At 68.4% G+C, this 25,713-nt stretch carries 19 protein-coding genes, 1 tRNA gene and 1 pseudogene; 17 read left to right on the top strand and 4 right to left on the bottom strand.

Translation table 11 applies throughout. The features are described 5' to 3' along the window. Positions 1-44 precede the first annotated feature (44 nt). The 6 genes from tmk (at position 45) to OO48_RS20715 (ending at position 8,642) form a co-directional block, all read left to right on the top strand. Positions 45-3,203 carry a dTMP kinase gene (tmk, locus tag OO48_RS20740; RefSeq protein WP_033218468.1) on the top strand — a complete coding sequence of 1,053 codons (3,159 nt, stop codon included), beginning with the start codon at positions 45-47 and terminating at the stop codon, positions 3,201-3,203. Between the two features lie 203 nt (positions 3,204-3,406). After that, positions 3,407-4,612 carry a DNA polymerase III subunit delta' gene (locus OO48_RS20735; protein ID WP_033218466.1) on the top strand — a complete coding sequence of 402 codons (1,206 nt, stop codon included), beginning with the start codon at positions 3,407-3,409 and terminating at the stop codon, positions 4,610-4,612. A 159-nt stretch (positions 4,613-4,771) separates the two neighbouring features. After that, positions 4,772-5,863, top strand: coding sequence for an alpha/beta hydrolase (locus OO48_RS20730; protein WP_033218464.1), 1,092 nt, complete (start codon positions 4,772-4,774; stop codon positions 5,861-5,863). A gap of 220 nt (positions 5,864-6,083) precedes the next feature. Continuing rightward, positions 6,084-7,691, top strand: coding sequence for an alpha/beta hydrolase (locus tag OO48_RS20725; protein ID WP_033218462.1), 1,608 nt, complete (start codon positions 6,084-6,086; stop codon positions 7,689-7,691). 119 nt (positions 7,692-7,810) lie between these two features. Continuing rightward, entirely contained in the window at positions 7,811-8,461 is a 651-nt protein-coding gene (leuE, locus tag OO48_RS20720) for a leucine efflux protein LeuE (RefSeq protein WP_033218460.1), read from the top strand. A 107-nt stretch (positions 8,462-8,568) separates the two neighbouring features. Continuing rightward, positions 8,569-8,642 (top strand) — tRNA-Thr (locus OO48_RS20715). Positions 8,643-8,953: 311 nt separating this feature from the next. Here the strand turns inward: OO48_RS20715 and OO48_RS39975 are convergent. Then, positions 8,954-9,346 (bottom strand): annotated as a pseudogene (locus OO48_RS39975) (NUDIX hydrolase); the annotation flags it as partial. A gap of 218 nt (positions 9,347-9,564) precedes the next feature. On the opposite strand from OO48_RS39975, the gene OO48_RS20705 reads away from it, so the two are divergent. Continuing rightward, positions 9,565-10,128 carry an HD domain-containing protein gene (locus tag OO48_RS20705; protein WP_033218458.1) on the top strand — a complete coding sequence of 188 codons (564 nt, stop codon included), beginning with the start codon at positions 9,565-9,567 and terminating at the stop codon, positions 10,126-10,128. Here the strand turns inward: OO48_RS20705 and OO48_RS20700 are convergent. After that, positions 10,116-10,583 (bottom strand): NUDIX hydrolase, encoded by a 468-nt coding sequence (locus OO48_RS20700; protein WP_033218457.1) that lies wholly within the window; start codon positions 10,581-10,583, stop codon positions 10,116-10,118. The genes OO48_RS20705 and OO48_RS20700 overlap by 13 nt on opposite strands. Continuing rightward, positions 10,576-11,343 (bottom strand): XRE family transcriptional regulator, encoded by a 768-nt coding sequence (locus OO48_RS20695; protein ID WP_209439521.1) that lies wholly within the window; start codon positions 11,341-11,343, stop codon positions 10,576-10,578. Before OO48_RS20695 ends, OO48_RS20700 begins: the two co-directional genes overlap by 8 nt. A 95-nt stretch (positions 11,344-11,438) precedes the next feature. Between OO48_RS20695 and OO48_RS20690 the strand changes: the two genes are divergently transcribed. The 10 genes from OO48_RS20690 to OO48_RS38425 all read left to right on the top strand — a co-directional run bounded on the left by OO48_RS20690 (position 11,439) and on the right by OO48_RS38425 (position 22,895). After that, positions 11,439-12,134 (top strand): HAD family hydrolase, encoded by a 696-nt coding sequence (locus OO48_RS20690; RefSeq protein WP_033218454.1) that lies wholly within the window; start codon positions 11,439-11,441, stop codon positions 12,132-12,134. Positions 12,135-12,217: 83 nt separating this feature from the next. Then, positions 12,218-13,120, top strand: a complete 903-nt coding sequence (locus OO48_RS20685) for a radical SAM protein (protein WP_033218452.1) — start codon at positions 12,218-12,220, stop codon at positions 13,118-13,120. Then, on the top strand, positions 13,113-13,754 hold the full coding sequence (locus OO48_RS20680) for a P-loop nucleotide/nucleoside kinase family protein (RefSeq protein ID WP_245194729.1): 642 nt from the start codon (positions 13,113-13,115) through the stop codon (positions 13,752-13,754). The genes OO48_RS20685 and OO48_RS20680 overlap by 8 nt, the downstream gene beginning before the upstream one ends. Positions 13,755-14,283: 529 nt before the next feature. Beyond that, a complete protein-coding gene (locus OO48_RS39295) occupies positions 14,284-14,820 on the top strand; it encodes a class IV adenylate cyclase (RefSeq protein ID WP_051732378.1) in 537 nt (178 codons plus the stop codon). A gap of 598 nt (positions 14,821-15,418) precedes the next feature. Continuing rightward, entirely contained in the window at positions 15,419-16,321 is a 903-nt protein-coding gene (locus tag OO48_RS20665; RefSeq protein WP_033218450.1) for a phosphotransferase, read from the top strand. Positions 16,322-16,355: 34 nt separating this feature from the next. After that, positions 16,356-17,351 (top strand): nucleotidyltransferase domain-containing protein, encoded by a 996-nt coding sequence (locus OO48_RS38435; RefSeq protein WP_033218448.1) that lies wholly within the window; start codon positions 16,356-16,358, stop codon positions 17,349-17,351. A gap of 10 nt (positions 17,352-17,361) precedes the next feature. Beyond that, positions 17,362-18,036, top strand: a complete 675-nt coding sequence (locus OO48_RS38430; RefSeq protein WP_033218447.1) for a histidine phosphatase family protein — start codon at positions 17,362-17,364, stop codon at positions 18,034-18,036. A gap of 8 nt (positions 18,037-18,044) precedes the next feature. Next, the gene (locus tag OO48_RS20650; RefSeq protein ID WP_051732371.1) at positions 18,045-19,307 is read left to right on the top strand and encodes a hypothetical protein; all 1,263 of its coding nucleotides are present in this window, start codon (positions 18,045-18,047) and stop codon (positions 19,305-19,307) included. A 301-nt stretch (positions 19,308-19,608) separates the two neighbouring features. Beyond that, positions 19,609-21,543 carry a type I restriction-modification system subunit M gene (locus OO48_RS20645; protein ID WP_209439520.1) on the top strand — a complete coding sequence of 645 codons (1,935 nt, stop codon included), beginning with the start codon at positions 19,609-19,611 and terminating at the stop codon, positions 21,541-21,543. After that, positions 21,540-22,895, top strand: a complete 1,356-nt coding sequence (locus tag OO48_RS38425; protein ID WP_157845498.1) for a restriction endonuclease subunit S domain-containing protein — start codon at positions 21,540-21,542, stop codon at positions 22,893-22,895. Before OO48_RS20645 ends, OO48_RS38425 begins: the two co-directional genes overlap by 4 nt. A gap of 220 nt (positions 22,896-23,115) precedes the next feature. On the opposite strand, the gene OO48_RS36445 is transcribed toward OO48_RS38425, so the two are convergent. Next, positions 23,116-25,215 (bottom strand): AIPR family protein, encoded by a 2,100-nt coding sequence (locus OO48_RS36445; protein WP_157845497.1) that lies wholly within the window; start codon positions 25,213-25,215, stop codon positions 23,116-23,118. Positions 25,216-25,713: the final 498 nt, after the last annotated feature.

Raw genomic sequence — 25,713 nt, 5'->3', positions numbered from 1 at the left:
CGGGCCCGTTAAGGACGGGCGCCCGCACTCGCTACGCTGACCGTATGACGAGCGAGGAGCTGCCCCCCACCGCACGCACCGCCGCCCCAGGCCTCCCGGAGGTCGCCCCCGCCGGGTCGCCCGGCGAACGGGCCCGTGCGCTGCTGAGGCTGCGGCCCTACCGGAAACTGTGGACCACCCAGCTGCTCGGCGGTGCCGCCGACCGGCTGGCCGTCCTGGTGCTGGTGCCGCTCACCGTGGTGGCCGCCGTGCTCGGCGGCCAGTTCGGGCACGGCTACCGGGCGCTGGCGCTGGCCGTCGCCGCGGTGTTCGCGGCCCGGCTGCTCGCCACCGGGCTGGTCGGCGCGGCCCTGCTCGGCCCCGTGCACGCCCTGGTCGGCGGCAAGCTCGACCGGCGGTGGAGCCTGCTCGGCGCCGACCTGGTCCGCGCCCTGCTGATCGGACTCGCCCCCTGGTGGGCGGTCTGGACGCCCGGCTCGGCGACCTGGACGCTGCTCGGCACCGCCTTCCTGGCCGGCGCCGCCGAACGGGTCTGGACCATCGGCAAGGCCGCCGCCGTCCCCGGACTGCTGGCCGTCCCCGAACAGGCCGGCCCGCCGCCCGCCGCCGCGCTGGACGCCGTCCGCACCCTGGACGGGCGCACCGGCTGGGCCGCGCTGCCGCTGGCCGCCGCCGGGCTGATCGGCTTCACCCTGGTCAACAACGTGCTCGCCGCGCTCGGCCTGGAGTGGCTGCGCACCCACCAGCTCACCGTCGCCGCGCTCGGCGCCGCCGCGCTGTTCGCCACCAACGCCGCGCTGCTGTACCTCCAGGAACTGCCGGCCGGGGCCACCGCCGAACCGCGCTCCCCGCTGCAGGGCCTGCGGGCCCCGACCGACGCCCACCCGTCGCCCACCACCACGCTCGCCGGAGACGCTTCGCGTCGCCCCTCTGCCGGCTCGTCCCTGAAGAAGGGCCGCACCGGCTCCGCCCCGTACTTCACCTTCTCGATCGCCGCCGCGTACGCCTCGATGGCCGGCGTCGCCGCGCTCGGCCTGCTCACCGCGGGCGAGCACCTGGCCGGGCCGATCGGCTACGGCCTGCTGGTGCTGGCCGCCGCGGGCGCCCCCGCGGTCGGCGTCCGGCTCAGCCGGGCCACCCTGCCCGGCCTGTCCCGCCGCCGGCTGCTCGCGCTCGGCCTGGTCACCTCCGGGGTGGCGCTGATCCTGGCCGGGCTGGTCCTCGACTTCGTGCTGGTGCTGCTGTTCACCGTGCTGGCCGGGCTGGCCGCGGGCGTGGTCATCGCCACCGGGCGCGGCCTGCTCGCCCAGGAGATCGAGGAGGTCCGGCTCGACAAGGTCACCGAGCACCTGTACGCCGTGTTGCGGACCGTGGTCGGCGCCGCGCTGGTCGGCATGCCGCTGCTGGCCGCCGCGTACGGGCAGGTCACCCTCGGCGAGGTCGGCCGCGGCCACTTCACCTTCATCCACGACGGCGCCGCGCTCGCCGTCTCCACCGCCGGGCTGCTGACCCTGGCGCTGGCCGCCGTGGTGCTGCTCAAGACCGACGACCAGCGCGGCGCCGTCCCGTTCGGCCGCGAGCTGGTCCGGGCCGTCCGCGGCCAGGCCGAGGTCGCCCCGCACCGGGCCGCCGGCAAGGGCTACTTCATCGCCCTGGAGGGCGGCGACGGCGCCGGCAAGTCCACCCAGGCGCAGGCGCTGGCCGAGTGGATCCGGGCCAAGGGCCACGAGGTCGTCCTCACCCGCGAGCCCGGCGGCTCCCCGATCGGGCAGCGGCTGCGCGCCCTCGTCCTGGACGTCGGCAACACCGGCCTGTCGCACCGGGCCGAGGCGCTGATCTACGCCGCCGACCGGGCCGAGCACGTCGAGAACGTGATCCGCCCGGCGCTGGAGCGCGGCGCGGTCGTCATCACCGACCGCTACATGGACTCCTCCATCGCCTACCAGGGCGCCGGCCGCGACCTGGCCGCCACCGAGGTCGCCCGGATCTCACGCTGGGCCACCGGCGGGCTGGTCCCCGACCTGACCGTCGTCCTGGACGTCGACCCGACCGCCGCCCGGGACCGCTTCACCGAGGCGCTCGACCGGCTGGAGTCCGAGCCCACCGAGTTCCACCAGCGGGTCCGCTCCGGGTTCCTGGCGCTGGCCGCCGCCGACCCGGCCCGCTACCTGGTCGTCGACGGCGCCCAGGCGCCCGCCGTCGTCACCACCGCGATCCGGCACCGGCTCGACCGCGAGCTGCCGCTCTCCGGCCAGGAGAGGGCCGCCAAGGCCGAGCAGGAGCGCAAGGCCCGCGAGGAGGCCGCCCGGCGCGCCGCCGAGGCCGAAGCCGCCCGCAAGGCCGCCGAGGAGGCCGAGCGCAAGCGCCTCGAACTGCTGGAGCAGCTGCGCGCCGAACAGGCCGAGAAGGACCGGCTCGCCGCCGAGGAGGCCGCCCGCGCCGAGGCCGAGGCCGCCCGCAAGGCCGCGGAGGAGGCCCGGCTCGCCGCCGAGGCGGCGGCCGCCCGGCGCGCCGAGGAGGACGCCGAGCGGCGGGCCGAGGAGGCCGCCCGGGCCGAGGCGGCGGCGGAGGCCGCGCGCAAGGCTGCCGCGGAGGAGGCCGCCCGGGCCGAGTTCGCCCGGCAGCGCGAGCTGCAGCGGGAGGAGCAGCGGCGGCGCGCCGAGGAGGCGCTGCAGCGGGCGGAGGCCGCGCGGCGGGCCGCGGAGGCGGAGGCGGCCGCGTCGGCTGCGGCGCAGGCCCCGGCTCCTGCTCCGACTCCGGTTTCGGCTCCGGCTCCGGCCGATGAGACCGCGGTGCTGCCGAAGGTCGAGGACGGGGCGGAGGCGGAGACCACCCGCGAGCTGCCCCGGCCCGGGCAGGGGAAGCCGGCGGTCGACGAGACCGCGGTGCTGCCGGTGGTCGAGGAGACCGCGGTGCTGCCGGTGGTCGAGGACGTCGCGGAGACGGCGGTGCTGCCCAAGGCGGACGGCCCGGCCGCGCGGGTGCCCGGGGGGCTGTTCCGGGACGAGAACGACTCCGCGCAGACCCGCGAGCTGCGGCCCCGGCCGGAGTGGGCGGAGGAGACGCCGCTCGACGACCTGCCCAGCCTGACGGACAGCCTGCTCGGCACCCGCGAGGAGTGGGCCCGCTGGGAGTCGGACGAGCCCGAGGACGGGCCGGACGCGCAGCCGAAGAAGGGTGGCTGGCGCCGCCGCAAGGACTAGAGCGGGTCCGTCCGGGAGGGCGGGGAGCAGCTGTCGCGAGGTCGCGACGGGGAGGGTGGGTCACCGTCCCCGTCGCGACCTCGCCGGTGTGTGGGGCCCGCCGCGTGGTTCCCCGCCCCTGGTCGCACGCCGGGGCGCGGGGCGCTGTCGTCGGGCGGGGTTAGGCTCGGCGGGGCGGCGGGATCGGCGAGGAGGAGCGCGGCGTGAGTGTGTGGGACGACCTGGTCGGCCAGGACCGGGTGGTCGAGCAGTTGCAGGCGGCGGCCCGGGCGGCCCGGGCGAGCGTGCTGGCGGGGCGCGGGGAGGCCCCGGCGGGGAACGCCTCGCTGATGACGCACGCCTGGCTGTTCACCGGCCCGCCGGGCGCCGGGCAGGTGACGGCGGCGCGGGCGTTCGCCGCGTCGCTGCAGTGCACCAGCCCGGACTTGGAGCTGGGCGGGGTGCCGGGCTGCGGGTTCTGCGACGGGTGCCACACCGTGCTGGCCGGTAGCCACGCGGACGTGAAGCAGGTGCGCACGGACGGCCTGTCGATCGGCGTCGGCGACATGCGCGACCTGGTGCTGCGGGCGGCGAGCTACCCGACCGGCGGCCGCTGGTCGGTGATCCTGGTGGACGCCGCGCACCGGCTGACCGAGGCGGCGGCGAACGCGCTGCTCAAGGGCGTCGAGGAGCCCTCGCCGCGGACGGTGTGGCTGCTGTGCGCGCCGTCCGTGCAGGACGTGCTGCCGACCATCCGCTCGCGCTGCCGGCTGCTGGTGCTGCGCACGCCCGCCGCGGAGGCGGTCGCCGACATGCTGGTGCGGCGGGACGGCGTGGAGCCGGAGGCGGCCCGGCTGGCGGCGCTGGCCGGGCAGGGCGACATCGACCGCTCGCGGCGGCTCGCGGTGGACGAGCAGGCCCGGTCGCGGCGGGCCGAGGTGCTGCGGATCCCGCTGGAGGTGGCCGACCTGGGCGGCTGCCTGGCGGCCGCCCAGCGGCTGGTGGACACCGCGAAGGCGGACGCCGAGGCGCTGGCCGAGACCCAGGACGCCCGGGAGACCGAGGACCTGCGGGCCGCGTACGGCGCGGCGGAGGGCAGCCGGGCGCCGCGCGGCATGGCCGGTGCGGTGAAGGACCTGGAGAAGCGGCAGAAGAGCCGGGCCACCCGCACCCGGCGCGAGACGCTGAACGTGGCACTGGGCGACCTGCTGGGCTTCTACCGGGACGTGCTGGCCCTGCAGTTCGGCTCGGACGGGGCGCTGGCCAACGACGACCAGCGGCCGGCGCTGCAGCGGGTCGCGGGCCAGGGCACGGCGGAGAACACGCTGCGCCGGATCGAGGCGGTGCTGGCCTGTCGCCGGGCGCTGGACCGGAACGTGGACCCGCTGCTGGCGGTGGAGGCGATGACGGTGGCGCTGCGGGCGGGCTGACCGGCCCGCGCCCCGGGGCCGTCCGGCCGTCGCTCGTTCGAGTGAACGTGCGGAGACGCCCGTACCGCCCCCGGGCGAGTGGGCACCTGGTCTTGCACCCTGTGCACTGACCACGCGCCCGCGTCCGGCGGCCGGTCCTTCCCCGAGGTGGTGCGTCCCATGCCCCGTTCGCTCCTCGTCCTGTCGTTGCTGGTGGCCGCGGTAGCGGGCAGTTGGCTGGCCCGTTCGGCGATGGTGCGCTGGCGGGACCTGCGGTCCGCGCAGACGTACGAGCTGGCGGCGGAGGCGCGGCCGGTGCTGGTGCGGGCGGGGGCGGCGGCGCTGTGCCTGACGTGCGTGAGCGCGCTGGGGGTGGCGGTGCTGCTGGGGGAGCGGGGCGGTCGCGGGGAGGTGCGGACGGTCGCGGCGGAGGCGGGCAGCGCGGACCGGGCGGTGGGGGCCGCGCCGGCCTCGCCCTCACCGTCGCCCTCGTCCTCGCCTTCTGCGGCGTCCGCGGCGCCCCCGGCGGTGGCGTTCGCCGACGTGGGCCGGGCGGCGGGCGGCGAGCTGATGCAGGGCGCGGTGCCGGGGCCGGACGGGCGGGTGCGGACGGTGCGGGTGTGGCTGCCGGCCGAGTACGGGAAGAACGCGGCGGACCGGTTCCCGGTGATCGTGCTGCACTCCGGGACGCCCGGGCGCACCGCCGACGCCGACCTGCCGGACGTGTTCGACGGGGTGGCGTCGGCGGTGCAGCAGGGCAAGGCCCGCCCGTTCGTGGTGGTCGCCCCCGAGGCGCCCGGCGGTACCGGCCACCCCTGCGACCTGGTGGCGGCCGCCCCGCAGGCGGTCGCGGACGACGCGGCGCTGCGCTCGGCGATCGGCGCGGCCTTCCGCACCCTGCCGGCCGGCCCCGGCGGTTGGAGCGTGCTCGGCGTGGACGCCGGCGCCCCCTGCGCGGCCGCGGCCGGGCTGGCCCGGCCCGACCTGTACGGGGCGGCCGCGGCGGTCTCCGGCCGGTACGACGCCAAGGCGCTGGCCGGGGCGGCGGCGGAGGCTCCCGGGGCGGTGGCGCCGCGGCTGCTGCTGGCCGCGGCGAAGCGGGACGCGGCCGCGCTGGCGTCCGGGCGGGCGGTGCAGGCCGCCCTGCGGGACGCCAAGTCGCTTGCACAGGTGCGCACTTCGGAGGTGGTGCAGGACTACACGCCGGAGCGGGAGCGGCTGCGGCTGGTGCGGGTCGCGGTGCAGTACCTGGCGGAGCAGCTGGCCGGGTAGCGGCGGACCCGGCCGGGGTGGGCCGGGGCGGGGCGGGGCGGGTCGTTCGGCGCGGCCGTGTGGTGCGCGGGCCGTTCGGTGCCGGGGTGTGGTGCGATCGGCGGTGTGATGATCGGCCGGCCGGGGTGGTGGCCGGGCGGGTTGCCGGGGGCGTCGGCCGCGCCCGCTAGGCTCGGGCTCCCGGCCGCCGCGCCGTTCCCCAGGGGAGAGGACCCGCCTCATGAGAGTCGTCCGGAGCCGTCGGGCGGCGCCCGCCGTCGTGCTGGCCGCCGCCGTTTCGCTGCTGCTGGCGGGCTGCACCTCCGGGCACCCGACCTCGTCCGGCACGCCGTCCGGCAGCCCGGGCCGGTCGACGGACAGCGTGCCGGGCGCCCCCGCCCCGTCCGGGGCGACCCCGCTGGAGCCGCTGCCGGTCGGGCTGCCGGCCGGCCTGGCCCCGTACTACGCGCAGAAGTTGAGCTGGAAGGCGTGCGACTCCGGGTTCGAGTGCACGACCTTCAAGGTGCCGCTGGACTACGCGCACCCCGGGGACGGGCACGACGTGGAGCTGTCCGCGGTCCGCAAGCCGGCCGGCGACGCCTCGCGCCGGATCGGCTCGCTGCTGCTCAACCCGGGCGGCCCGGGCGGTTCGGCGATCGACTACGCGGAGCGGGTCGCGGCGCGCTACGACGCGGGCGTGCGCTCCGGCTACGACCTGGTGGGCTTCGACCCGCGCGGGGTCGGGCGCTCGGCGCCGATCACCTGCCTGAGCGGCCCGCGGATGGACACGTACACCGGCACCGACCTCACCCCCGACGACCGGGGCGAGATCGACGCGGTGGTGGCCGCCGACAAGGAGTTCGCGGCCGGCTGCCGGTCCGAGGCGGGCGAACTGCTGGGCCACGTCTCCACCGTGGAGGCGGCCCGCGACATGGACGTGCTGCGGGAGCTGGTCGGCGACCGGAAGCTCAACTACGTCGGCAAGTCGTACGGCACCTTCCTCGGCGCGACGTACGCGGGCCTGTTCCCGAGCAAGGTCGGCAAGGTCGTCCTGGACGGTGCGATGGACCCCTCGCTGGACGCCGTCACCGGGAACCTCACCCAGGCCGGCGGCTTCGAGACGGCCTGGACGGCGTTCGCCGAGGACTGCGCCAAGCGGGACGACTGCCCCGTCGGGCACAGCGCGACGGAGGCCGGGGAGAAGCTCACCGCGCTGTTCGCGGGGCTCGACGCGAAGTCGCTGCCGACCGAGCAGAACCGCCCGCTGACCGAGGCCCAGGCGCTCACCGCCGTCGCCGAGGCGATGTACGCCGAGTCGCTGTGGCCCTACCTGCGCGAGGCGCTGACCACCGCCCGGGCGGGCGACGGCAGCGGGCTGCTCAAGCTCGCCGACAGCTACTACGGACGCGGCAGCGACGGCGGTTACGACAACCTGATGTTCGCCAACATGGCGGTCAACTGCCTCGACCTGCCAGCCCCGTTCACCGACCCGGCCGCCGTCGCCGCCGCCGTCCCCGCGTTCGAGAAGGCGGCCCCGCACTTCGGCCGCGACATGGCCTGGATGGCGCTCGGCTGCGCGTACTGGCCGGACAAGGCCACCGGCGCCCCGCACACCGTCCGGGCCGCCGGGGCCGACCCGATCGTGGTCGTCGGCACCACCCGGGACCCGGCCACCCCGTACGCCTGGGCGAAGTCGCTGGCCGGGCAGTTGGAGAGCGGGCGGCTGCTCACCTACGAGGGCGACGGGCACACCGCGTACCAGCGGCAGAACGCGTGCGTCGACAACGCGATCAACGACTACCTGCTCGGCGGGGAGGCCCCCGCGAACGGGAAGACCTGCAAGGACTGAACCGGGTCGCCCCTCCCGGGAGGGCGGGTGTGACAGGAGCGTTCTCGAACGAAGGGGCTGGCGGCTACCATGGCGCAGCCCCTTCGGCGTCCTGTCTGCCCGCTTCCTGGAGAACCGCAGTGCTCGGAGTCCACGACCTGGCCACCTACGTCCTCGGCGCACTGGTCATCGTCCTGCTGCCCGGACCCAACTCCCTCTACGTGCTCTCCGTCGCCGCCCGCAAGGGCGTCCGCACCGGCTACCGCGCGGCCTGCGGGGTCTTCCTCGGCGACCTCACCCTGATCAGCCTCACCTCCCTCGGCGCGGCCTCCCTGCTCCGGGCCAACCCCGCGGTCTTCGCGGTGGTCAAGTTCGGCGGCGCCGCCTACCTGCTGTGGATCGGCTACGGCATGCTCCGGGCCGCCCACCGGATGTGGCGCGAACGCGCCCTGGCCGCGGCCCCCGCCGAGGACGGCCCCGCCGCCGACGGCGAACGGCCCTTCCGCCGCGCGCTGGTGATCAGCCTGTTCAACCCCAAGGCGATCCTCTTCCTGCTCTCCTTCTTCACCCAGTTCGTCGACCCCTCCTACGGCGCCCCCGTCCTCTCCTTCGCCCTCCTCGGCGGCGTCCTGCAGGTCTTCTCCTTCCTCTACCTCTCCCTGCTGATCTTCACCGGCACCACCCTCGCCAACGCCTTCCGCCGCCGCAAGCGCCTCTCCGCCGGCCTCACCTCCTCCGTGGCCGTCCTCTTCGCCGGCTTCGCCGCCAAGCTCGCCGTCTCCTCCGCCTGACCCCCGCCCACCCGCGGCCGCGTGCGGATCACCCCCGGAAACTGTGTAGACTGGCGCGCGTTGCCGATGCGACCCTTGCCCTCGCGGGCCGGGTCACCGGCAGCGGTGCCGCCTTAGCTCAGTTGGCCAGAGCAACGCACTCGTAATGCGTAGGTCATGGGTTCGAATCCCATAGGCGGCTCAGTGGAGGCCCAGGTCAGATAGCCGCTGACCTGGGCCTTTTGTTGTTCCCCGGCGTGCGGGCAGGCGTCGGCGTGGCGCTACGGGATCGCCTGCGTGAGCGATGCGTGAGTGTGGCTGTTGATCTTGGATCAATCCTTGGTCGCGATCCTCTCCGCAGCCTTCCGCTGAGGGCCCCGCATCGGTCTCGGCCGGCCCCTTGGCGATGTCGGGCAGGACGTGGCGCAGGTGTCTGATGTGATCTTGATGGAGGAGTGGCCGAGCATCTCGGACACCGTGCCTAGAGCCTTGGTCGGGTATCGAGGAAGATGTCAGGTACGCCTGCACCGGTTCGAAGAGTCGGTACGGCACGTACTCGGGGATCTGGGCGCGGGTCACCCAGGCGAGGGCGTCCAGCTCGTCTGTATCCACGACGTCAGCGGTGCCGCTGACGACCTCGCAGGCCGTGTACGACATCAGGCGGCCGGTCTTCGGATGCATGCGCTCACCCAGCAGCTTGATCGCCCTCACATCGAGCCCGGTCTCCTCCGCGGTCTCGCGCACGGCCGCCTCCTCGGGCGACTCCCCAGCCTCGATCTCACCGGCCGGGAACTGCCAGGAGAGCTGGCCCTCGCTCACTCGCCGTCTCACCATCAGAACGCGGCCTTCGTGGACCACGATCGCGGCGGCAATGCCGGGGCGTTCTTCCGTAGTCTGCTGTGCCACGTCTGCTCCTTCAGGTGGCCAGATGGGTGAGGAGGATCGTAGCGGCGTGGGTGAAGCGGCTCGCCGAGTTTCGGAGGATCCCCATCGTCTGTAAGTGCTCAACGACGTTGTCACTGGCCCGGCTTGCCGTACGGAGCTCGCACCGCACCTCCTCAAGGTTGGCCGTAGATCGTCCGGTCCCATGCGTAGCGGTGGTCGGCAGGGGAAGCCATCGAGGCATGAGCGAAGAACCGACTTCTTGGGCCAGGACGGTGGCGAGGAGTGAGCTCGCTGAGCCGCTGCCCCGCCGCTGGGCGCACACGCAAGGCGTGGCAGAGCGAGCCGGCCGCCTCCAAGAGGTTCTCGGCCAGCAAGCCGGGCTCCTCGTCCGCGCGGCTCTGCTGCACGATGTCGGCTACGCGCCGAGGCTGGCGGACACGGGGTTCCACCCGCTCGACGGCGCACGGTTCCTGCGTGACGCCCATGGGGCGGACGATCAGCTCACGCGGCTGGTGGCGAACCACTCGTTCGCGCTGCTCGAAGCCGAGGAACGCGGCCTTCGGGAAGTGCTGGAGGCCGAGTTCCCGTTGGTGGAGGACCAGCGCCTGGTCGGCGCCCTGGTGTGGTGCGACATGACGACGACGCCCGACGGCCTCCCGACCGCGGCCGAGGCGCGCGTGGCGGAGATCCTCGGCCGCTACGGGGCGGAGAGCGTGGTGGGGCGGTTCATCCGCCGGGCGTCGCCGGAGATCTTCGCGGCCGTGGCGCGGGTGGAGGCGGCGTTGGCGGTTCAGCCCAGGTAGGGGTAGGTGCCCGCTAGGTAGTCGCTGATCTGCTGGCGCATGCTGGGGTGGATGTCGTACTGGTCGAGGTCGGCGGGCCGGACGAAGCGGACGCCGTCGGCCTCGTCGTTGATCGTTGGTTCGCCGCCGACGGGGCGGCCGATGTAGGTGTTCTCGTACTGCTGGCGGATCTCGCCGTCGGTGTAGGCGACGATGTGGTGGGGGTTGGTGTAGACGCCGAGGAAGCCGGTGATCTCGGCGACGATGCCGGTCTCCTCGAGGCACTCGCGGACCGCGCACTGGGCGGCGGTCTCCCCGATGTCCTGGGCTCCGCCGGGCAGTGCCCACTGGCCCGTGTCGCGGCGGCGCTGCAACAGGACGGCGCCGGAGTCGTCGACGACGAGCAGGTTGCTGGCCGGGATGAGGGTGTTGGCCTTGGGTGCGTTCGGGTCGTTGTAGTACTCAGTCCTACCCATGTGTGGCGATCCCCTCCTGGTCGGGCGTCCAGGGCCGCGCTCGAGCCCAGACTGCTTCGAAGCTCTGAACGTAGTTGTCGAACCAGCCGGTGGTGTCCACCCGCTTGAGGTGGAGCAGGGGGTTGGCGCTGGCCGGCTGGCCGTAGATGTGGGGGTTGACCAGCAGGTTGTCGTCGTAGCGGAAGAGGGAGTTGTACAGCGTGGTGTCGTGGAGCCTCACCTCGCACCCATCCTCCGTGAGCAGGGAGCGGTAGTAGGTCAGGGAGGCGCGGATCTTGGCGGCGAGGGTGTCGCCGATGCCTTCCTCCCGGCCCCGGACGGCGGCGGTGTGCCCGCTCGGGTTGCCGAAGCACAGCCGAACCCGAACGCCGTCGGCAGCTCGCTCGGCGAGCATCTTGGCGACGTGTGGGTTGGACTGCGCGAAGAACGTCCCGGAGAAGACGAGTACGTCGATCTGCTGCCGAGCCTCCTGCAACAGGGTCAGCCAGGTCTCGCGGGGCACACTGGCCCGGTTCTGGTAGGTGCCGACGAGTTCAGTGCCTGATCCGCCCGGCCGCCTGCCTGTACGGGGCTGCGGGTCCGGCCAGAGGAAGGTCTCCTCCACCCGCAGGAACCGAGCGACGCGGAAGCGGTGCCTCGGGTGGGGCACGCGCCCGCCGAGCCAGCGACCGACGGTCTTGGGGTCTACTTCGCAAGCTTCGGCGACCGCCTCGGGTGTGACACCTCGCTGGGCGAGTACGGAGTGAAGTCGCTCGTTCACGGAGGCCATACAAGCTGAGTGGAGCGCGGTCGTGCAAGGACGTGGGAGGCGCTCTGTCGGAGCTGACGGTCCAACAAAATGCTTACGCTGGCGACATGCAGCTCATCGTCCTGTGGGACATCGACCACACGCTCATCGAGAACGCCGGGGTGAGCAAGGAGATCTACGCCGCCGCGTTCACCATGCTGTCCGGCATCCCACCAACCGTGGGAGCATCGACGGAGGGCCGTACCGACCGTCTGATCATGCGCGACATGTTCTATCGACACGGTCTCCCGGAGCCTGATTGGTCGATCGTCGAGGCCGCCCTCACCCGATCCGGCGAGGAACGTCTGGGTCAACTGCGCCGGCGCGGGACAGCGCTCCCGGGTGCGCTCGATGCCCTAGAAGCCGTTTCGTCCCGGGCCGAATGGGTCTCCTCGGTGCTGACCGGCAACATCGCGGCGAACGCGCGCGTGAAGCTGTCGGCTTTCGGCCTCGATCCGCTGCTGGATCTCGCTGTCGGGGCCTACGGCGCTGACGCAGAACAGCGTCCCGACCTGGTCGCCGTCGCCCGCCAGCGCGTCCAGCGCTACCGCGGGCTACCCGGTGACGTTCCGGTCGTCCTGGTGGGCGACACGCCGCGGGACGTCGAGGCAGCCCTCACCACAGGCTCCGGGATCATCGCGGTCGCCTCCGGCATCCACAGCCGGGCCGAGCTGGAGGCGGCAGGCGCTCCGGTGGTGCTGCCGAACCTGTCGGACACGGCCGGTCTCCTCGAACTACTGGAAAACGTCCCAGGACGTCCCTGAATCGTCCAAGTACGCGGTGACGCGGTCCTCGCGCACTGCGCAACCATCGGGTCTCCAGCAGCCAATCGGCCGAGGGGGTCCACGTGATCGAGGAAGTCACCGGCGTCCGCAGGATCCGGATGCTGTACCTACAACTGCTGTACCGCTGCAACTTCACCTGCCTGCACTGCTTCCACGGTGAGCGGCTGCAACGCGCCGATGCGTTCAGTCTCCAGGAGGCGATCAACCTCCTCACCCTCATGCACCACCGCTACGGCACCGAGGCGGTCACCCTGCTCGGTGGGGAGCCGTTCCTTCACAAGGACCTGCCGCAGGTGGTCCGCTACGCCAAGCAGCAACTGGGCCTGCAGGTCGAGATCTGCACCAACGGCTACCGCATCGAGCGCCGCCTCACCGAGATCGCTCCGTACCTCGACTTCCTGCGGGTTTCGCTGGAGGGGATCGGCGCGACCAACGACCAGATCCGCAAGGCCGGCAGTTACCAGGGCGCGCTCAGCGCGCTCAGCCGGGCGCGGGAACTCGGGGTCCATACCGGAGCCACCCTGACGGTCACCTCCCGCAACATCCACGAGGTGCTGCCGCTGGCCCGCACCCTCCAGGACTTCGGCGCACGGCAGTTGAAGCTGCACTGCCTGCGGTCGGTCGGCAATGCCGCTGACCACCCCGAGCTCCTCGTCACCGACCCCACGGCCTACGCCCGCCTGCGCGAACAGCTCCAGGCCGCCGACCTGGCCATCGAGATCGTCGTCGACGAGGACCTGTCCGTCGACGGTGCCCCGGAGACCGGCGCTCCCGCCGCCGGCCTGCGTGAGATCGAGCGGATCGAGGTCGACCCGCGCGGAGCACTCACCATGTCCTGCAAGGCGGTCGGCAAGGACTTCCACGCCTTCTCGTACGACAAGCTCACGGACCGCATCCACCATCGGCCGTCCACCACGGACGAACTCACGCTCGCCGTACCCGACGTGGTGTACGGCCGTGCCTGACGGTCCCCTCTTCGAATGCCTCGAAGGGCTGCGCGGCACCGGCAAGTCGACCATCGCACCACTGCTCGCCGCAGCCCAGGGTGCCGTTCTGGTCCCCACCGTCCCGCTCCTCTACCAGCAGCTCCGACCGGAGATCGACCGCCGGGAGAACACCGAGGCCCGGCTGTGCTTCTACCTCTCCGCACTGTTCACGGCCATCGACGAGATCCAGAGCTGCCTGGACGCGGGCATCCTCGTCGTGGTGGAGAGCTACTTCGCCCGATGCCTGGCCAATCACCAGGCATTCGGCTCCCGTCTGGGCATCGCCCTGCCGCCCGACCTGCCTCAGCCGGTCACCTACCAGTTGGTCTGCACCGAGAACGAACGTCAACGCCGCCTGGCCGGCCGGCAGAAGCCCGTGTCTCCCTGGGACACGCTCGGCGAGGACATCGCCGAACGAATCACCGCCGCCTACGCCCGGTTCCCGATGCACCAGGTCGACACCACCGGGCTCGAACCCAAGCAGGTCGTCCGAGCCATTCTCGCCACCGCCCCTCAAGGAGCCCAGAACCGTGCAGACACAGAGCCTGTGGGAGCACACGCTCACGTTCTTCCCCCAGTTCCTCGCCGCGCTCAAGGAACGGGTCGCACCTGAGGGCACGGTCGCGGTCATCGGGGCCGCCGACGGCAGACTGGTCCTGCCGCTGGCCGCCGCCGGCTACCGGGTCGTCGCCTTCGAACGCGACCCGCAGGCCCTTCACGGCGGCGAGGTCCGACTTCCAGGTGAGGTCGACGCTCACGCGATGGGGCTGATCGACCGCCTCAAGCTCGAAGAGCTCTACGACCGGGTGCGAGTGGTCGACCAGGACTTCCTCGACGCTGAGCCCCTCGGCACCCTCTGCGACGCGGTCTGGACGAGCTGTTCGTGGCACTACAGCGCCAACCACCATCGCCCGCTCGCCGAGTTCATCGCCCGCATGCAGCTCCTCGTACGTCCCAACGGCCTGTTCGGTGCGGAGTTCATGATGCCCGTCGACCAGCGCCACCACCTCATCGAGCACTACACCTCCCCGGAGAGGCTCAGCCGCCACTTCACCAGCGCCTGGACCATCCTGCTGACGCTGAGGACCGGCGAGTTCACCGAGCGGGCCCACGTCGGCCGGCTTCAGGACCACACCCACCGCATGGGCCTCCTGCTGGCGGCCCTGGGTGCCGTTCGGGTGTTCCCACGCACCCTCCTCACCCGCAAGATCTTCGAGAACGACGCCTTCGACAGCAACCAGTGGGTCCGGCTGCGCGACGAGGGCACCCGCTCGACCCTCACGCTCAAGCAGGTCACCGACGCGACCACGATCGACGGCACCACGGAGATCGACACCGAGGTCGCCGACCTCCACGCCACGGCCGAGATCCTCCGCCGCGTCGGCCTGCGTGAGGTCCGCTACCAGGAGAACTACCGCGAGGAGTGGCGCCTGGGCGAGGTCGTCTTCGACTTCGACACCTGGCCCGACCTGCCGACCTTCGTCGAGATCGAGGGACCCGACGAGGCGTCGGTCCGCCAGGCCGCGGCCCTGCTCGACCTCGACTACTCCAAGGCCCGGTTCGGCAGCGTGGACGAGATCTACAAGAGCGAGGCCGGCCGCAACATCCTCGCCGAGCCCACCCTTCTGTTCGCCGACACGGACAAGACCGGATCGGTGCCCACGGCGGCCGAGAGCTGAGCTGTGCTGACGGAACTGGTCGTGCCACACCGAGTGATCCCAGGAATCACCGACTTCGCCCGGGGCGGTCGGCCTGCCCCAGCGGCCACCGACGATGGAAACCAGTGGGTGGACGGCTTCTGCTGGCTCTACTGCGGTCAGCAGTGGACCCGAGTGCTGTGGATCGGTCCCGTGAGCGTGGCGGGAGCCCAGGCACCTATGTACGCCTGCGGCCCGTGCATCCGGGAACTTCAGGAGCGGGTCTGGCGCTCGATCCTGCTCAGCGACGAGCCGTCTCAGCTTGCGTCGCTTCCTGAATCTGATCGGAGCTTCAAGCCTCTGGGCGGGCGACTGGGGCGCCACCGTCGTGGCGGTTGATCGTTCCTTCCCTAGTAGGTCCACCCGCTCGAAGACCCGACTACTGCGACCGGGCACGGCTGGGCGTACAAGAGGTCGAGCGCAGCATTGTCCGTCTGATTTTGGTCGTGCCGATGCAGGTACACCGACCGGGCCGCGACAGCACTGGTGGCCCCCTCAGGAACGGCTGGCCCGATGCCGCGCAACCCGCCCACAGTCGTGCTTGCCCCAGGTCAACTCGGCTCTGCGAAAGGATGGATGGATGAGTGACTGGGAGTTCGTGAAGGACAGGACCGCCACCGAAGGCGCGGTGTGGAGGTCGACCGATGGCCTGCTCTACAAGCGGACCGGTGGCGAGGATCTGCGGGCGGAGGGCGAGTTCCAGCAACTGGTTGCCGGCCTTGGTTACCCGGTGCCGGAGATCGTTGACAGTGGCTCGGAGGACGGGCGCTACTTCGCCGTCGAGCGCGCCATCGGTGACAGCTCACTGCACGAGGAGGCGCTGGCCGACGCTAGGCAGAACGGTCAGGTCAGCTACCAGGTGATCACCAAGGCGGCGGCCGTCGCATCCAAGCTCCTGCAGGCCCAGGCGAGGCACCCCCTCCCCGCCACGCCGTGGTTCGAGAAGGCGGCCTTCGCGGCCGAGGTCTTCGAGGAGAACCCTGACTTCGACATCCCGCGCGTCCGAGAGGTGGTCAAGCACGCCCTCGACCGGCTGGCCCAGCTCCCGATGGTGCACGGGAACTTGGACTACGGCCTGCCCAACGTCCTCCAGGCCGGGGTCATCGACTGGCAGCACCACGGACCGGTCCCGCTCGGCTACGACGTCTACCCCGCGCTCGACATAGTGGCCTTCAAGGGCGGCGGCAAGGGCTACACGATCACCCCGGAACAGCGCGCCGCCTACACCGGCGCACTCGACGAGACCACCGCATCCCTGATCGGGCAGCGGGTGAGCGAGCACCTGGGCGACTTCCTGCTCGTCAAGTGCTTCTTCTTCCTCGCCCTCATGCGGCCCACCGACCCCACACGGCACGACAAGCACATCAAGTGGCAGTACCGCCGCACCCTCTTCACGATGGGACTTGATCAGTATGAGTCGTCCAACACGATCGACACCGGCACCTTCCCCACTCTGGAACGGTTCACCGCTGAACACCGGTAGGCCGGTTCCCACCGTTCGCGACCGTGACTACCTGATGGACCACCACGGCGTCGTCTTCAAGGTCATCGGCGACAGCCACCCCGGCAGCCACTACCTCGGCTACGTCAAGTACCACCCCGATGAGAAAGGCGACCGGCGGCTCTTCGACCGGACCTACCGGCAGAACAGCGTCGTGTCGAAGTCCTTCGGCATCCTCGCCGGCAGGCCGGAGTGCTACGTCTACTCCGACACCCTCGGCTGCGTCATCACCGGCATCCCGCGCGAGGACGTGGCCGTCCACTACTCCTGCCGCCAGGCCCTCGCCGCCATCCACGAGGACCCCGGCGCGGTCGCCGACAACCCGGCCGGCAAGGACCTTCTGGCGATCACCGAGTGGATCACCGCTAACGACGCCCAGGGCCTGATCGGCGTCACCGGCTCCTTCCTCGTCGGCTGCTTCAACGAGCGCTCCGACATCGACCTCGTCTGCTACGGACCCGAGGGCTACCAGGCTGCCCAGGAGCTCTTCCAACAGACCGACCTGATCCGTCCGTACGACGGGGACGACCTCACCCGGCTGTACATCCGCCGTGCCAAGTACATGGAGGGAAGCTCCTTCGACGCCCTCATCAAGCAGGAACGCCGCAAGCTCCAAGGGCTCACCGCCAACGCTGGCGCGCACATCAACTGCGAACCCATCCGCTCCGACCGCGACAAGACCTTTGCCCGGATCTCCTCCAAGGAGATCGGCGAGATCTCACTCCTCGCCAAGATCACCGACCACACCGAGGGTCTCACCACCCCGGCCGTTTACGGGATCAAGGTCAAGACCATCCTCAGCTCGACCATCGACGAGGCCGACTCCTTCGCCCGCCGGATCACCCACATGCGCTCGTATCTCGGTGCTTACACCGGCGCCTTCAGGTCCGGCGACACCGTGCACCTGTCCGGCAAGCTCGTCCACACCCAGGACGGCGAACACAGCGGCTTCGGCATCGAACTCACCCCCTGGACCGTCAGCGGTTCCTACGTCGCCAACCTCGCCGGATAGGAGCCTCGTCTTGCCCCTGCTCGTCATCCGACACGCCGAGTCCGTCGAGAACGTCGACAAGTACAACGGCTTCTACCAGGACCCCCGCCCCTACAGCGGAACCGCCGCGCACGCCATCTCCCGCACCATCGTCGGCCTGACCCCGCGAGGCTTCCGGCAGGCCCAGTGGCTCGCCGAGGTCCTCCTACAGCTCGTGGGCCCCGAGCCGCGCGTCTACACCTCGACCTACCGCAGGGCGATCGACACCGCGGCGATCGCCTTGCCCGCCCTCCCCGACGGCTGGCCCCAGCAGACCGCGCTCCTGGACGAGCAGCACTACGGCGACGCCACCTACATGACCAAGCGCGAGCTGTACAACAGCTACCCCGCACTCGCCGAGGACCGCCGCCTGCGGAAGCACATCTGGACCGCACCGGGCGGCGGCGAGTCGCTCGCCGAGGGTGTGCTCAACCGAGGCGCCGAGTTCGCAGCCCTTGTCCAGGCCGAGATCCAGGGAGCCCGCACCGTCGTCGCCTTCACCCACCAGACCGCCGCGGTGGCGCTCCGATCCCTGCTCGAGATCCGCACCCTGCCCGAGATCCTCGCCGAGGAGCAGAAGGGCAAGATGCCCAACGCCGCGATCCTCCATTACGAGCTGCACGACGGCCGGTTTACCCGGACGGGAACCACCACCCCGCCGATCTAGGAGAGCTCGTGCGACACCTGTTCCTCAACGGGCCCGTCCAGAACGGACCCTTCACCTTCGCCACCCGCCCAGGCAAGGCCGTCGGCATCCGCCTTGCCGCCGCCCTCAATGCCATCCTCGGCTTACCGCCCGCACCGCACCTGTGGAACACCGTCACCCTCGCCGGAGATCTCCGTCACCGCGAGGCCGACGGCCCGAAGATCCCCCGCCAGCGCTTCGAGGCCGATCTGATAGCCGGTAAGTACCCGCCCGGACAGTCCCCAGCGGGAGGCATCATGACCGACACCGACACCGAGGTCGCCGACCTCGCGCTGGAGATGATCGAGAACAACCTCCGTGCCGGCACCCTCACCATCAGCCGCGAGACAGTCCCCACCTGCGGGGCCTGCGGTCACATGACCGGCACCGGCGGCCACCCCTGCAACGCCTGTGCCAGCACCGACATCGAGGACCGCACGGGTCTCTACCTCGTCGCCGAACTCGCGAAGGACCGCCCCGTCCTTGACCGCTCAGACATCCACGCCAGCCACCGCCAGCAACCCAAGCACCTCCAGCACACCGCCGGCAACGTCGCCCAGCGCCTGATCCTCTCCCGAACCCGCGACCACGGCATCGACCTCTCACCTCTCGGCCTCAACGGCCTTATCCTCGACCCGCGCGTCGGCATCCACGCCACCGTCCTTGCCGCAGCCCGGCGGCGCGAAGCGGACACGGCCGTCATGACTATCACCGAGAACGCGGCCAACCACATCGCCGCCCATGGCCAGCACTTCCGCCAACACGACGGCACCCGGCTTCAGTACGCCCTACACGGCCACCTTCCCTACGACCACACGGCAAGCCTGCAGCCGTTGCACGAGGCGTACCGAGCCACCCAAGAGATCAAGGACGGCTTCGAAGGGTGGTACCTCCCGATCTTCTCCCTGAGGTCCAAGTCCGGCACCCGGCCGGATCAGCTCTCCGCGCTCTTCAAGCAATACATGCGGGCACACCTGGCCAAGCCCGTTGCGGCCGACGAAGCCGTCTTCGAAGCTGTTCAGCGTTCGGTCTCCGCCGGCGACACGGAATGGATCACGAACAAGCAGACGCTGGCCAACGTGATGGCTGCCCGTTGCGGCTACCGATCCGCTGCTGATCGGGCGGGTACTGATCGGACTGCAAGAGCGGTGGGTCTGAGCAGGTTCGGAAGGCCCGGGGCCAAAGCGGATCTTGTGGAGCCTGGCCACGCAGGTGGGTCTGGATCCGACAGGTCCTCTCCGCTGATCACCTGACTGAACGCTTGTATGGAGAGATTACTCACGTCCGGTGTGGCGGCTGAACGTTTTCCTGGTGCGCTCGACCGATGCTTGCTCCGTGTCGTGGGCAGGGATGGCGCTGCAGCTAGAGGCGACGCGGAGGCGCTGACATACGTCTCAGCCTGGGTAACACCCGAGCATCACCACCTCCGGCCGCAGGATCGCATAGGCTGCCCCGGACGGATGACATCTCACCCCTCAAGGACACTGCATGCCTGCGCCTGCCCTTCCAACTAGCCCAACGGTCGTCCCCATCGGGTCGGTCCCGGAGGGGAAGGTGACGGACTTCCTCACCGGAAAGTTGGTTGGGGACACACCTGAGGAGTATGTCCGGCAGAACATCGAGAAAGCTCTCGTCAGGCAGTACAAGTATCCGGCGAAGGACTGCGAACCCGAGTTCGCCATAAAGGTAGGTTCTGCGCGGAAGCGCGTGGACATCGTGGTCTTCGAGCCTGGATCGGAGCACACTCAGGCCAACGCCTTCCTGGTAGTTGAGACCAAGAAGGCAGACGTCAAGCCCACCCATAAGACTGAAGGCATTGGTCAGCTTCAGTCTTACATGGCCTCTTGTCTCAATGTAAAATACGGGATGTGGACGAACGGCGACGACCGATTTTGCTACGCCAAGCGTTCGAACGGCAAGGGTGGCTGGACCTTCGATGAGATCATCGATATCCCTGCTTTTGGGCAAACCGAGGAAGACGCTCAGCGACCCAAGCGGCGCAACCTGAAGGTTGCAACTGCCGATAACCTCTTGTTCGCTTTTCGGCGATGCCACAACTACATTGCGGCCCATGAGGGAAAGCAGAAGACCGACGCTTTCTGGGAGCTGCTCAAGCTAATCTTCACAAAGATCGAGGATGAGCGGTCCCAGGCTCTCAACTTCTATGCGACGCCAAGCGAGCGGGAGAATGCATCCGTCGCAACAGCGGCGAAGAAAAGAATTCAGAACCTCTTCACCCAGAAGGTCGTCAAGAAGTATCCGACGATCTTCGAAGCTAGAGACCTTGACATCGACCTCAGCCCATCCGTTGTCGCGTACGTCGTAACAGAGCTGCAGGGCTATTCGCTCCTCGCCTCGCCAGTTGATGTCAAGGGCGTCGCATACGAGGAGATCGTAGGCTCAAACCTTCGCGGAGACCGTGGCGAGTTTTTCACGCCTCGGAATGCCTGTCGCATGGCTGTAGCAATGATCAATCCGCAGCCTGGCGACAGGGTTCTCGACCCTTCGTGCGGGACCGGCGGATTTCTTATCACCGCGATGAACCACGCCCTCGAGCACATTGAGCGCGCCGAACGTGCGGAATGGTTCGACCCTTCCAATGGAACCGATGTCGAACGGGAAGAGTTGTTCCGCCGCCGTCAGGAATACCTCTCGCAGTGCCTGTTTGGGATCGATCTTAATCCGGCACTCGTGCGGGCTGCGAAGATGAACATGGTCATGAATAATGACGGCTCTGGCGGACTGTGGCAGGCGAATACACTGGAGAATCCGCACAAATGGCGACCTGAACTCCGCCAGGCTATTCCGCTCGGGTCCATCGATGTTATCGTCTCCAACCCGCCGTTCGGGACCAAGCTCCCTGTTGATGATGCGGACACTCTGGCGCAGTACGATCTCGCCGCAGTGTGGGACCAGGATGGGGATGGCAACTGGGCGATCCGGCGGGACCGCTCTGGGAATGCAGTGCTCCAGAAGTCGCAGCCGCCGGAGATCCTGTTCATCGAGCGAGCCCTCCAGCTCCTCAAGCCGGGAACTGGCCGAATGGCGATGGTCATCCCCAACGGCATCCTTAATAACCCCGGCCTGACGTACGTCCGCCACTGGCTTCTGCGGCACGCACAGATCCTCGCAGTGATTGACATGCACCGAGATCTGTTCCAGCCCAAGAACGACACCCAGACGTCGATGGTCCTTATGCGCAGGCTGAGCGCGGACGAGGTCGCTGAAGCAGAAGCGACCGGTCTCGACTACCCGCTGTTCATGGCCGTCGCAGACAAGGTCGGTCATGACAAGCGAGGCAACGTAATCTACCGACGCACGGCTGACGGGCAGGACGCATTGGTCAGCCGCACCGAGACGGTGGTCGAGATTGACCAGGCGACTGGTGCGGAGATTCTGCGCGACATCAAGGTGACTGAGCGCCAGGTCGATGACGAGTTGCCCGAGGTCGCTACCGCCTACCTCCGTTGGCTGAGTGAGCAGCGATGATCGTCACTTCGACCAGAGCTGGAGAACTGCTCAACAGCAGCAGGCTGGATGCCAGGTACCACACGGCGCCGGCCGTGATGATCCGAGGCGCTCTTGCGGGTCTTGCCGATGTCGAGCTGAAGACGCTGGGTGATTACGCCAACGTTCGCGCACCAGGGCGATTCAAGCGGACCTATGCTGCGGACGGCGAAGAATTTGTCTCCTACCTGCGCCCCTACGATGTGTTTGATTACCTCCCGTTCGAGGCGGACAGACTATCGCGCGGCCGCACGGAAAATCTCGATAATTATCTGATCAGAGCAGGAGATCTACTACAGAGTTGCTCCGGGCGGAACCTTGGCCCGCTGGCTATCGCCGATGCTCACCTCGCCAAGTTTGCCCTTTCCCATGACATGATTCGCGTGTCGATCGACGACCAGATCGATCGCTTCTACACGCTCGCTTTCCTGCGGACCCCTACCGGCCAGCACTTGCTCCGAGGTGACCTGAGCGGGTCGGTCATTGACCACATCACCGTGGACCAAGTAGCAGGGATCTCGATTCCATTCGTACGGTCGGTGCAGCGTGAGGTATCCGATCTCATGCGGTACGCGACTGAGCTGCGCGAGCGCGCACGGATCCGGCTCGACCGGCTCATGCAAGACTTTTCGGCAAAACTGCCAGATCCAGCGATCGGAAAGCAGCGCTCCGAGGGGTGGACGCTCAAGGCCGGAGGGCTGAACGGACGCCTCGACGCCGCATTTCATGATCCGGCTGTAGCCGAAATCCGAGCCGCACTCAAGGAGATCGGCGGGGTTCGCGTCAGGGACGTTGCAGAGTCATTCATCCCAGGTCGGTACCGGCGATACTATGTTGAGGCCGAGCATGGACGACCGATCGTTTCCGGTCGCCAGCTACTCCAATCGCTGCCAGTCAACCTCAGGTACATCGCTGGCCGGTCGTTCGAGTTCTCTGGCTATGAATTGGCGGAGGGGATGATTGCATTCGGCGCGGAGGGGCGTGCTGAAGAACGGATCGCCCAGCCGGCCCTCATTGCATCGGACAGATCTGGCTGGCTTGCGAACAACCATGTGATGCGAGTCCAGCCGAATCCTGGAATTAATTCTGGTTGGCTTTACCTTGCATTCGCTGCTCCTCAGATTCAGATGCAAGTAAAGGCATGCTCCGCTGGCTCCGTCGTGGATGCGGTGAATCCATCAGATCTCGGAGAAGTTATTCTCCCCCCGGTAGACGACCTGTTTGGTGGCTCCGCTAGCGAATGCTGGGAAGACTTTGCGGAGGCAAGCAAGGCGGAAAGTCGTGCAATTAATTTGCTTGAATCGGAGATAGTCGCTTTGACTCAAGCCATCTGATTATTCAGCAGAGACTTGCGGGAATCTCGAGTGCTTGAATTACTAGGCAGTATCTGTGATTGAGATCCGACTTGGAGGCCAGTCGAAAAGCTGGCCTCCAGGTCGGAATGGAGTGAATCATTTAAAGCTGGGCAATGAAAATTAATGGCGGCCGTTGGGATCGCTGTTCAGGGTGAAATTGCGATGCTGACAGCCAGAATGGTTCGAATTTTGAGGCGGATCAACCTTCCTGCGAGATTGACCCTAGGTCCTCTCTAACTTCCCGGGCAATATCGACGAGCGATCCCTTGCCAGCGATGTACCAGTACCGAGTACCTTGTACTTGCTGGTCGTTTCCCATCGCTTCTCTTCGCATTGAGCGTACGAGTGTTGACGGCGCGTACGCCATGCCATCAGCGCTCCAGATTAGGGGCCTGCTCTTGTTGTTCTGCCAAACAGCCTTGGCCCGCAACGGCTGCTCTTCGATCCACTGAGGCATCTGCCTGCGCTCGGGGGCGGTGACCGGACGGAACTCTAGAACGGTTCCATCTTGAATTGCGCCAGCGTCGACAATCGCCCATACTGCGCGGGTCAGCTGGCCGGCCGCACCGACTGACTCCTGATCAACCCTCGACTCAGAGTCGCTCGGTGGCTCTTCTTGTCTGAGGACTCGCTGGTATAGCCCCCTGGCTACCAGCTCGGCGCGTTCAACAGTGCGTACAGTTGTGCTCAGCTGGCTGTTGCGGCCGTAAGCACCGTCGATGACAACTACCATCCAGGGCAGTGCCTTCCTAACTCGCTCCTTGACCTCGGCGAGACGAGAATTCCAAGCCTCCCTTGCCTCGGCGCTCTCAGAGTCGATGTCCTGCGTATCCATCGTTTGGAAGAGCACATGAGTAAGCAGAAGGTCGCCATGAGCGGCAGCGCCAGCAAGGCGGCCTATCAGATTCTCCTGCTCCTCGGCGAGAGCTTGTCGAACTGATCGGAGGAGTTGGACACATCGCCACACACGGTGTGCAGTTGGCCTGCTGCCGAAGAGTGGTCGGTAGAAGCGATTCTCCCAGAGCGTAGAGGCGTCGCGCTTGGCTCTTGCCGCGAATTCTGGGGAGGGGTGTGTAGCTGCCAAAGCAAGGGCAGCCTCTGTCATCGTGCAACCGTCCGCGGGTGGCGGTTCGGGCTCTCCGCGCTTGATCACATAGCTAAGCCCAAGTGACAGAGCGAATTCATGTCGCAGGTCGAACTGATCAGGCATACGGGAGCGGAAGTCGCGCTCTTCGGTTGGGTTTTGCGTATTCGCTGCCACAGTGATTCGGTCGCCGAATCCCTCGGGGGAATCTTCCAGGGATATGATCCGCACCAGTACACGACCACTAGCCGCCTTGCCTGGCTTCTGCTGTACCGCTCGATAGACAGCGCTTACCGTCTGTGCGCCATTGATTACGCTTGCGCCCTCCAGACGGAATCCGGCGCTCCCGCCAACCGTTGGGGAGCCCTTTCCGTGCTTGCGGATCTTGTCGCAAATCAGGGTGATTCCGTTGCTCAGATACCAAAAGTGTTCCGGTTCTTTGATCAGGGTGGTCCGGATCTTGTCATTGACATCGCTAATATCGAGGGCATCGCGAATATTCCGGGCGGTAAGGTGGCGTCCGTGCTGGCCATACCACGAGGAAACCTCCTCAGTTGAGACGGTGCCGTAGTAAGCGAGAAATGGATCTGTGACCCGCCCCACGCCGTGGACCTGGATATCGAGATCAACCTTCCGCTCGGCATGTTCGCCAAGGATCTCGCGATGCAGGTCGCGGAGATTTACGATCTTGTAGTCCACGAGATCGTCATCCAGGTTGTGCTTCCCGATTTCTTCTTCGAGAAGCGCTCGGGTGTTGGGGTGAAGATCGGTGCCAGTAACCAGGGCTAGCACCAGCGTTACTTTTGGGGAGGGGCTATTCAAGGCGGACTCGATAGCCGCTGCATGTCGGTCGATTTTGCTACCGAAGCGATGAAACTCTAGCTCTAGAAGATAGTCGAGGCCTCGAATGACGGCAGAAACGTCTGCTTCACCGAACCCGGCTTCTCCCTTTTCGCTCCATTTCGCTTGTACCAAGGTCACATGGTGCCGCTCCCCCCGTTGCTCAATGGCAACCGCATCGATGCCGCGATCAGTCTCGCAATCGATCACGGACCGAGCGGCTTCTTCATCCGATGATGAAGTCTCTAGCTTTACGGCTAGCGCGGCCACCGCTCGGCTCAGGAACGATTGTTCCTCGTCGGGTCGACCTCCCCAGTCCGACATGTCGATCAACGGTCGAAACCGCTCACTGAGTTGTCGCCTGAGATTGCGCACCTGGACCGGGTATGCCACTGACTCACCCCACCGAAGAACGATGCCGACTCCGCGCCTTGCGGGTGCAGCTGTGGGCGGGGCATGGGCCCCGCCGTTCGTCCTAGCCTAGGAGAGAGGGGGTGCCCCGTGGTGAGGTCTTGGCGAGGCCGTCTGCTTGCCGAACATCGATGCGTGAGCGATGCGTGAGCGGACGGGGCAGCACGTGCCGGTTCGGGCGGGATCGTGGATCACGGCGCAACGTTCTGACCTGGGGGTTCATCACCAAGTGATCGATGCCGACAGCAGCCAGCATGATCACTCTCGGGCTCGTAATGCGTAGGTCATGGGTTCGAATCCCATAGGCGGCTCAGTTGTCGAGGGCCTGGTCAGATGATCTGACCAGGGGCCTTCGCCCTGAAGGGTGGACACGCTGATACTGGATCTGCTTGATCCGGAGGAAGCGAGAACACCGCCGATGGCGATGAAGGACTACTCAGACGAGTTCAAGGCCGATGCCGT

The organism is Kitasatospora phosalacinea (assembly GCF_000716545.1).
GTDB lineage: Bacteria > Actinomycetota > Actinomycetes > Streptomycetales > Streptomycetaceae > Kitasatospora > Kitasatospora phosalacinea.
This window is presented reverse-complemented; position numbering and strand designations above follow the sequence as displayed.

What these genes read in the sequence shown, in the direction of transcription:
- tmk (WP_033218468.1), top strand. Translation starts at nt 45, where the DNA reads ATGACGAGCGAGGAGCTGCCCCCCACCGCACGCACCGCCGCCCCAGGC.
- OO48_RS20690 (WP_033218454.1), top strand. Translation starts at nt 11,439, where the DNA reads ATGCAGCTCATCGTCCTGTGGGACATCGACCACACGCTCATCGAGAAC.
- OO48_RS20730 (WP_033218464.1), top strand. Translation starts at nt 4,772, where the DNA reads ATGCCCCGTTCGCTCCTCGTCCTGTCGTTGCTGGTGGCCGCGGTAGCG.
- OO48_RS39295 (WP_051732378.1), top strand. Translation starts at nt 14,284, where the DNA reads ATGGGCCTCCTGCTGGCGGCCCTGGGTGCCGTTCGGGTGTTCCCACGC.
- OO48_RS38435 (WP_033218448.1), top strand. Translation starts at nt 16,356, where the DNA reads ATGGACCACCACGGCGTCGTCTTCAAGGTCATCGGCGACAGCCACCCC.
- OO48_RS38425 (WP_157845498.1), top strand. Translation starts at nt 21,540, where the DNA reads ATGATCGTCACTTCGACCAGAGCTGGAGAACTGCTCAACAGCAGCAGG.
- OO48_RS20665 (WP_033218450.1), top strand. Translation starts at nt 15,419, where the DNA reads ATGAGTGACTGGGAGTTCGTGAAGGACAGGACCGCCACCGAAGGCGCG.
- OO48_RS20705 (WP_033218458.1), top strand. Translation starts at nt 9,565, where the DNA reads ATGAGCGAAGAACCGACTTCTTGGGCCAGGACGGTGGCGAGGAGTGAG.
- OO48_RS20700 (WP_033218457.1), bottom strand. Translation starts at nt 10,583, where the DNA reads ATGGGTAGGACTGAGTACTACAACGACCCGAACGCACCCAAGGCCAAC.
- OO48_RS20725 (WP_033218462.1), top strand. Translation starts at nt 6,084, where the DNA reads ATGAGAGTCGTCCGGAGCCGTCGGGCGGCGCCCGCCGTCGTGCTGGCC.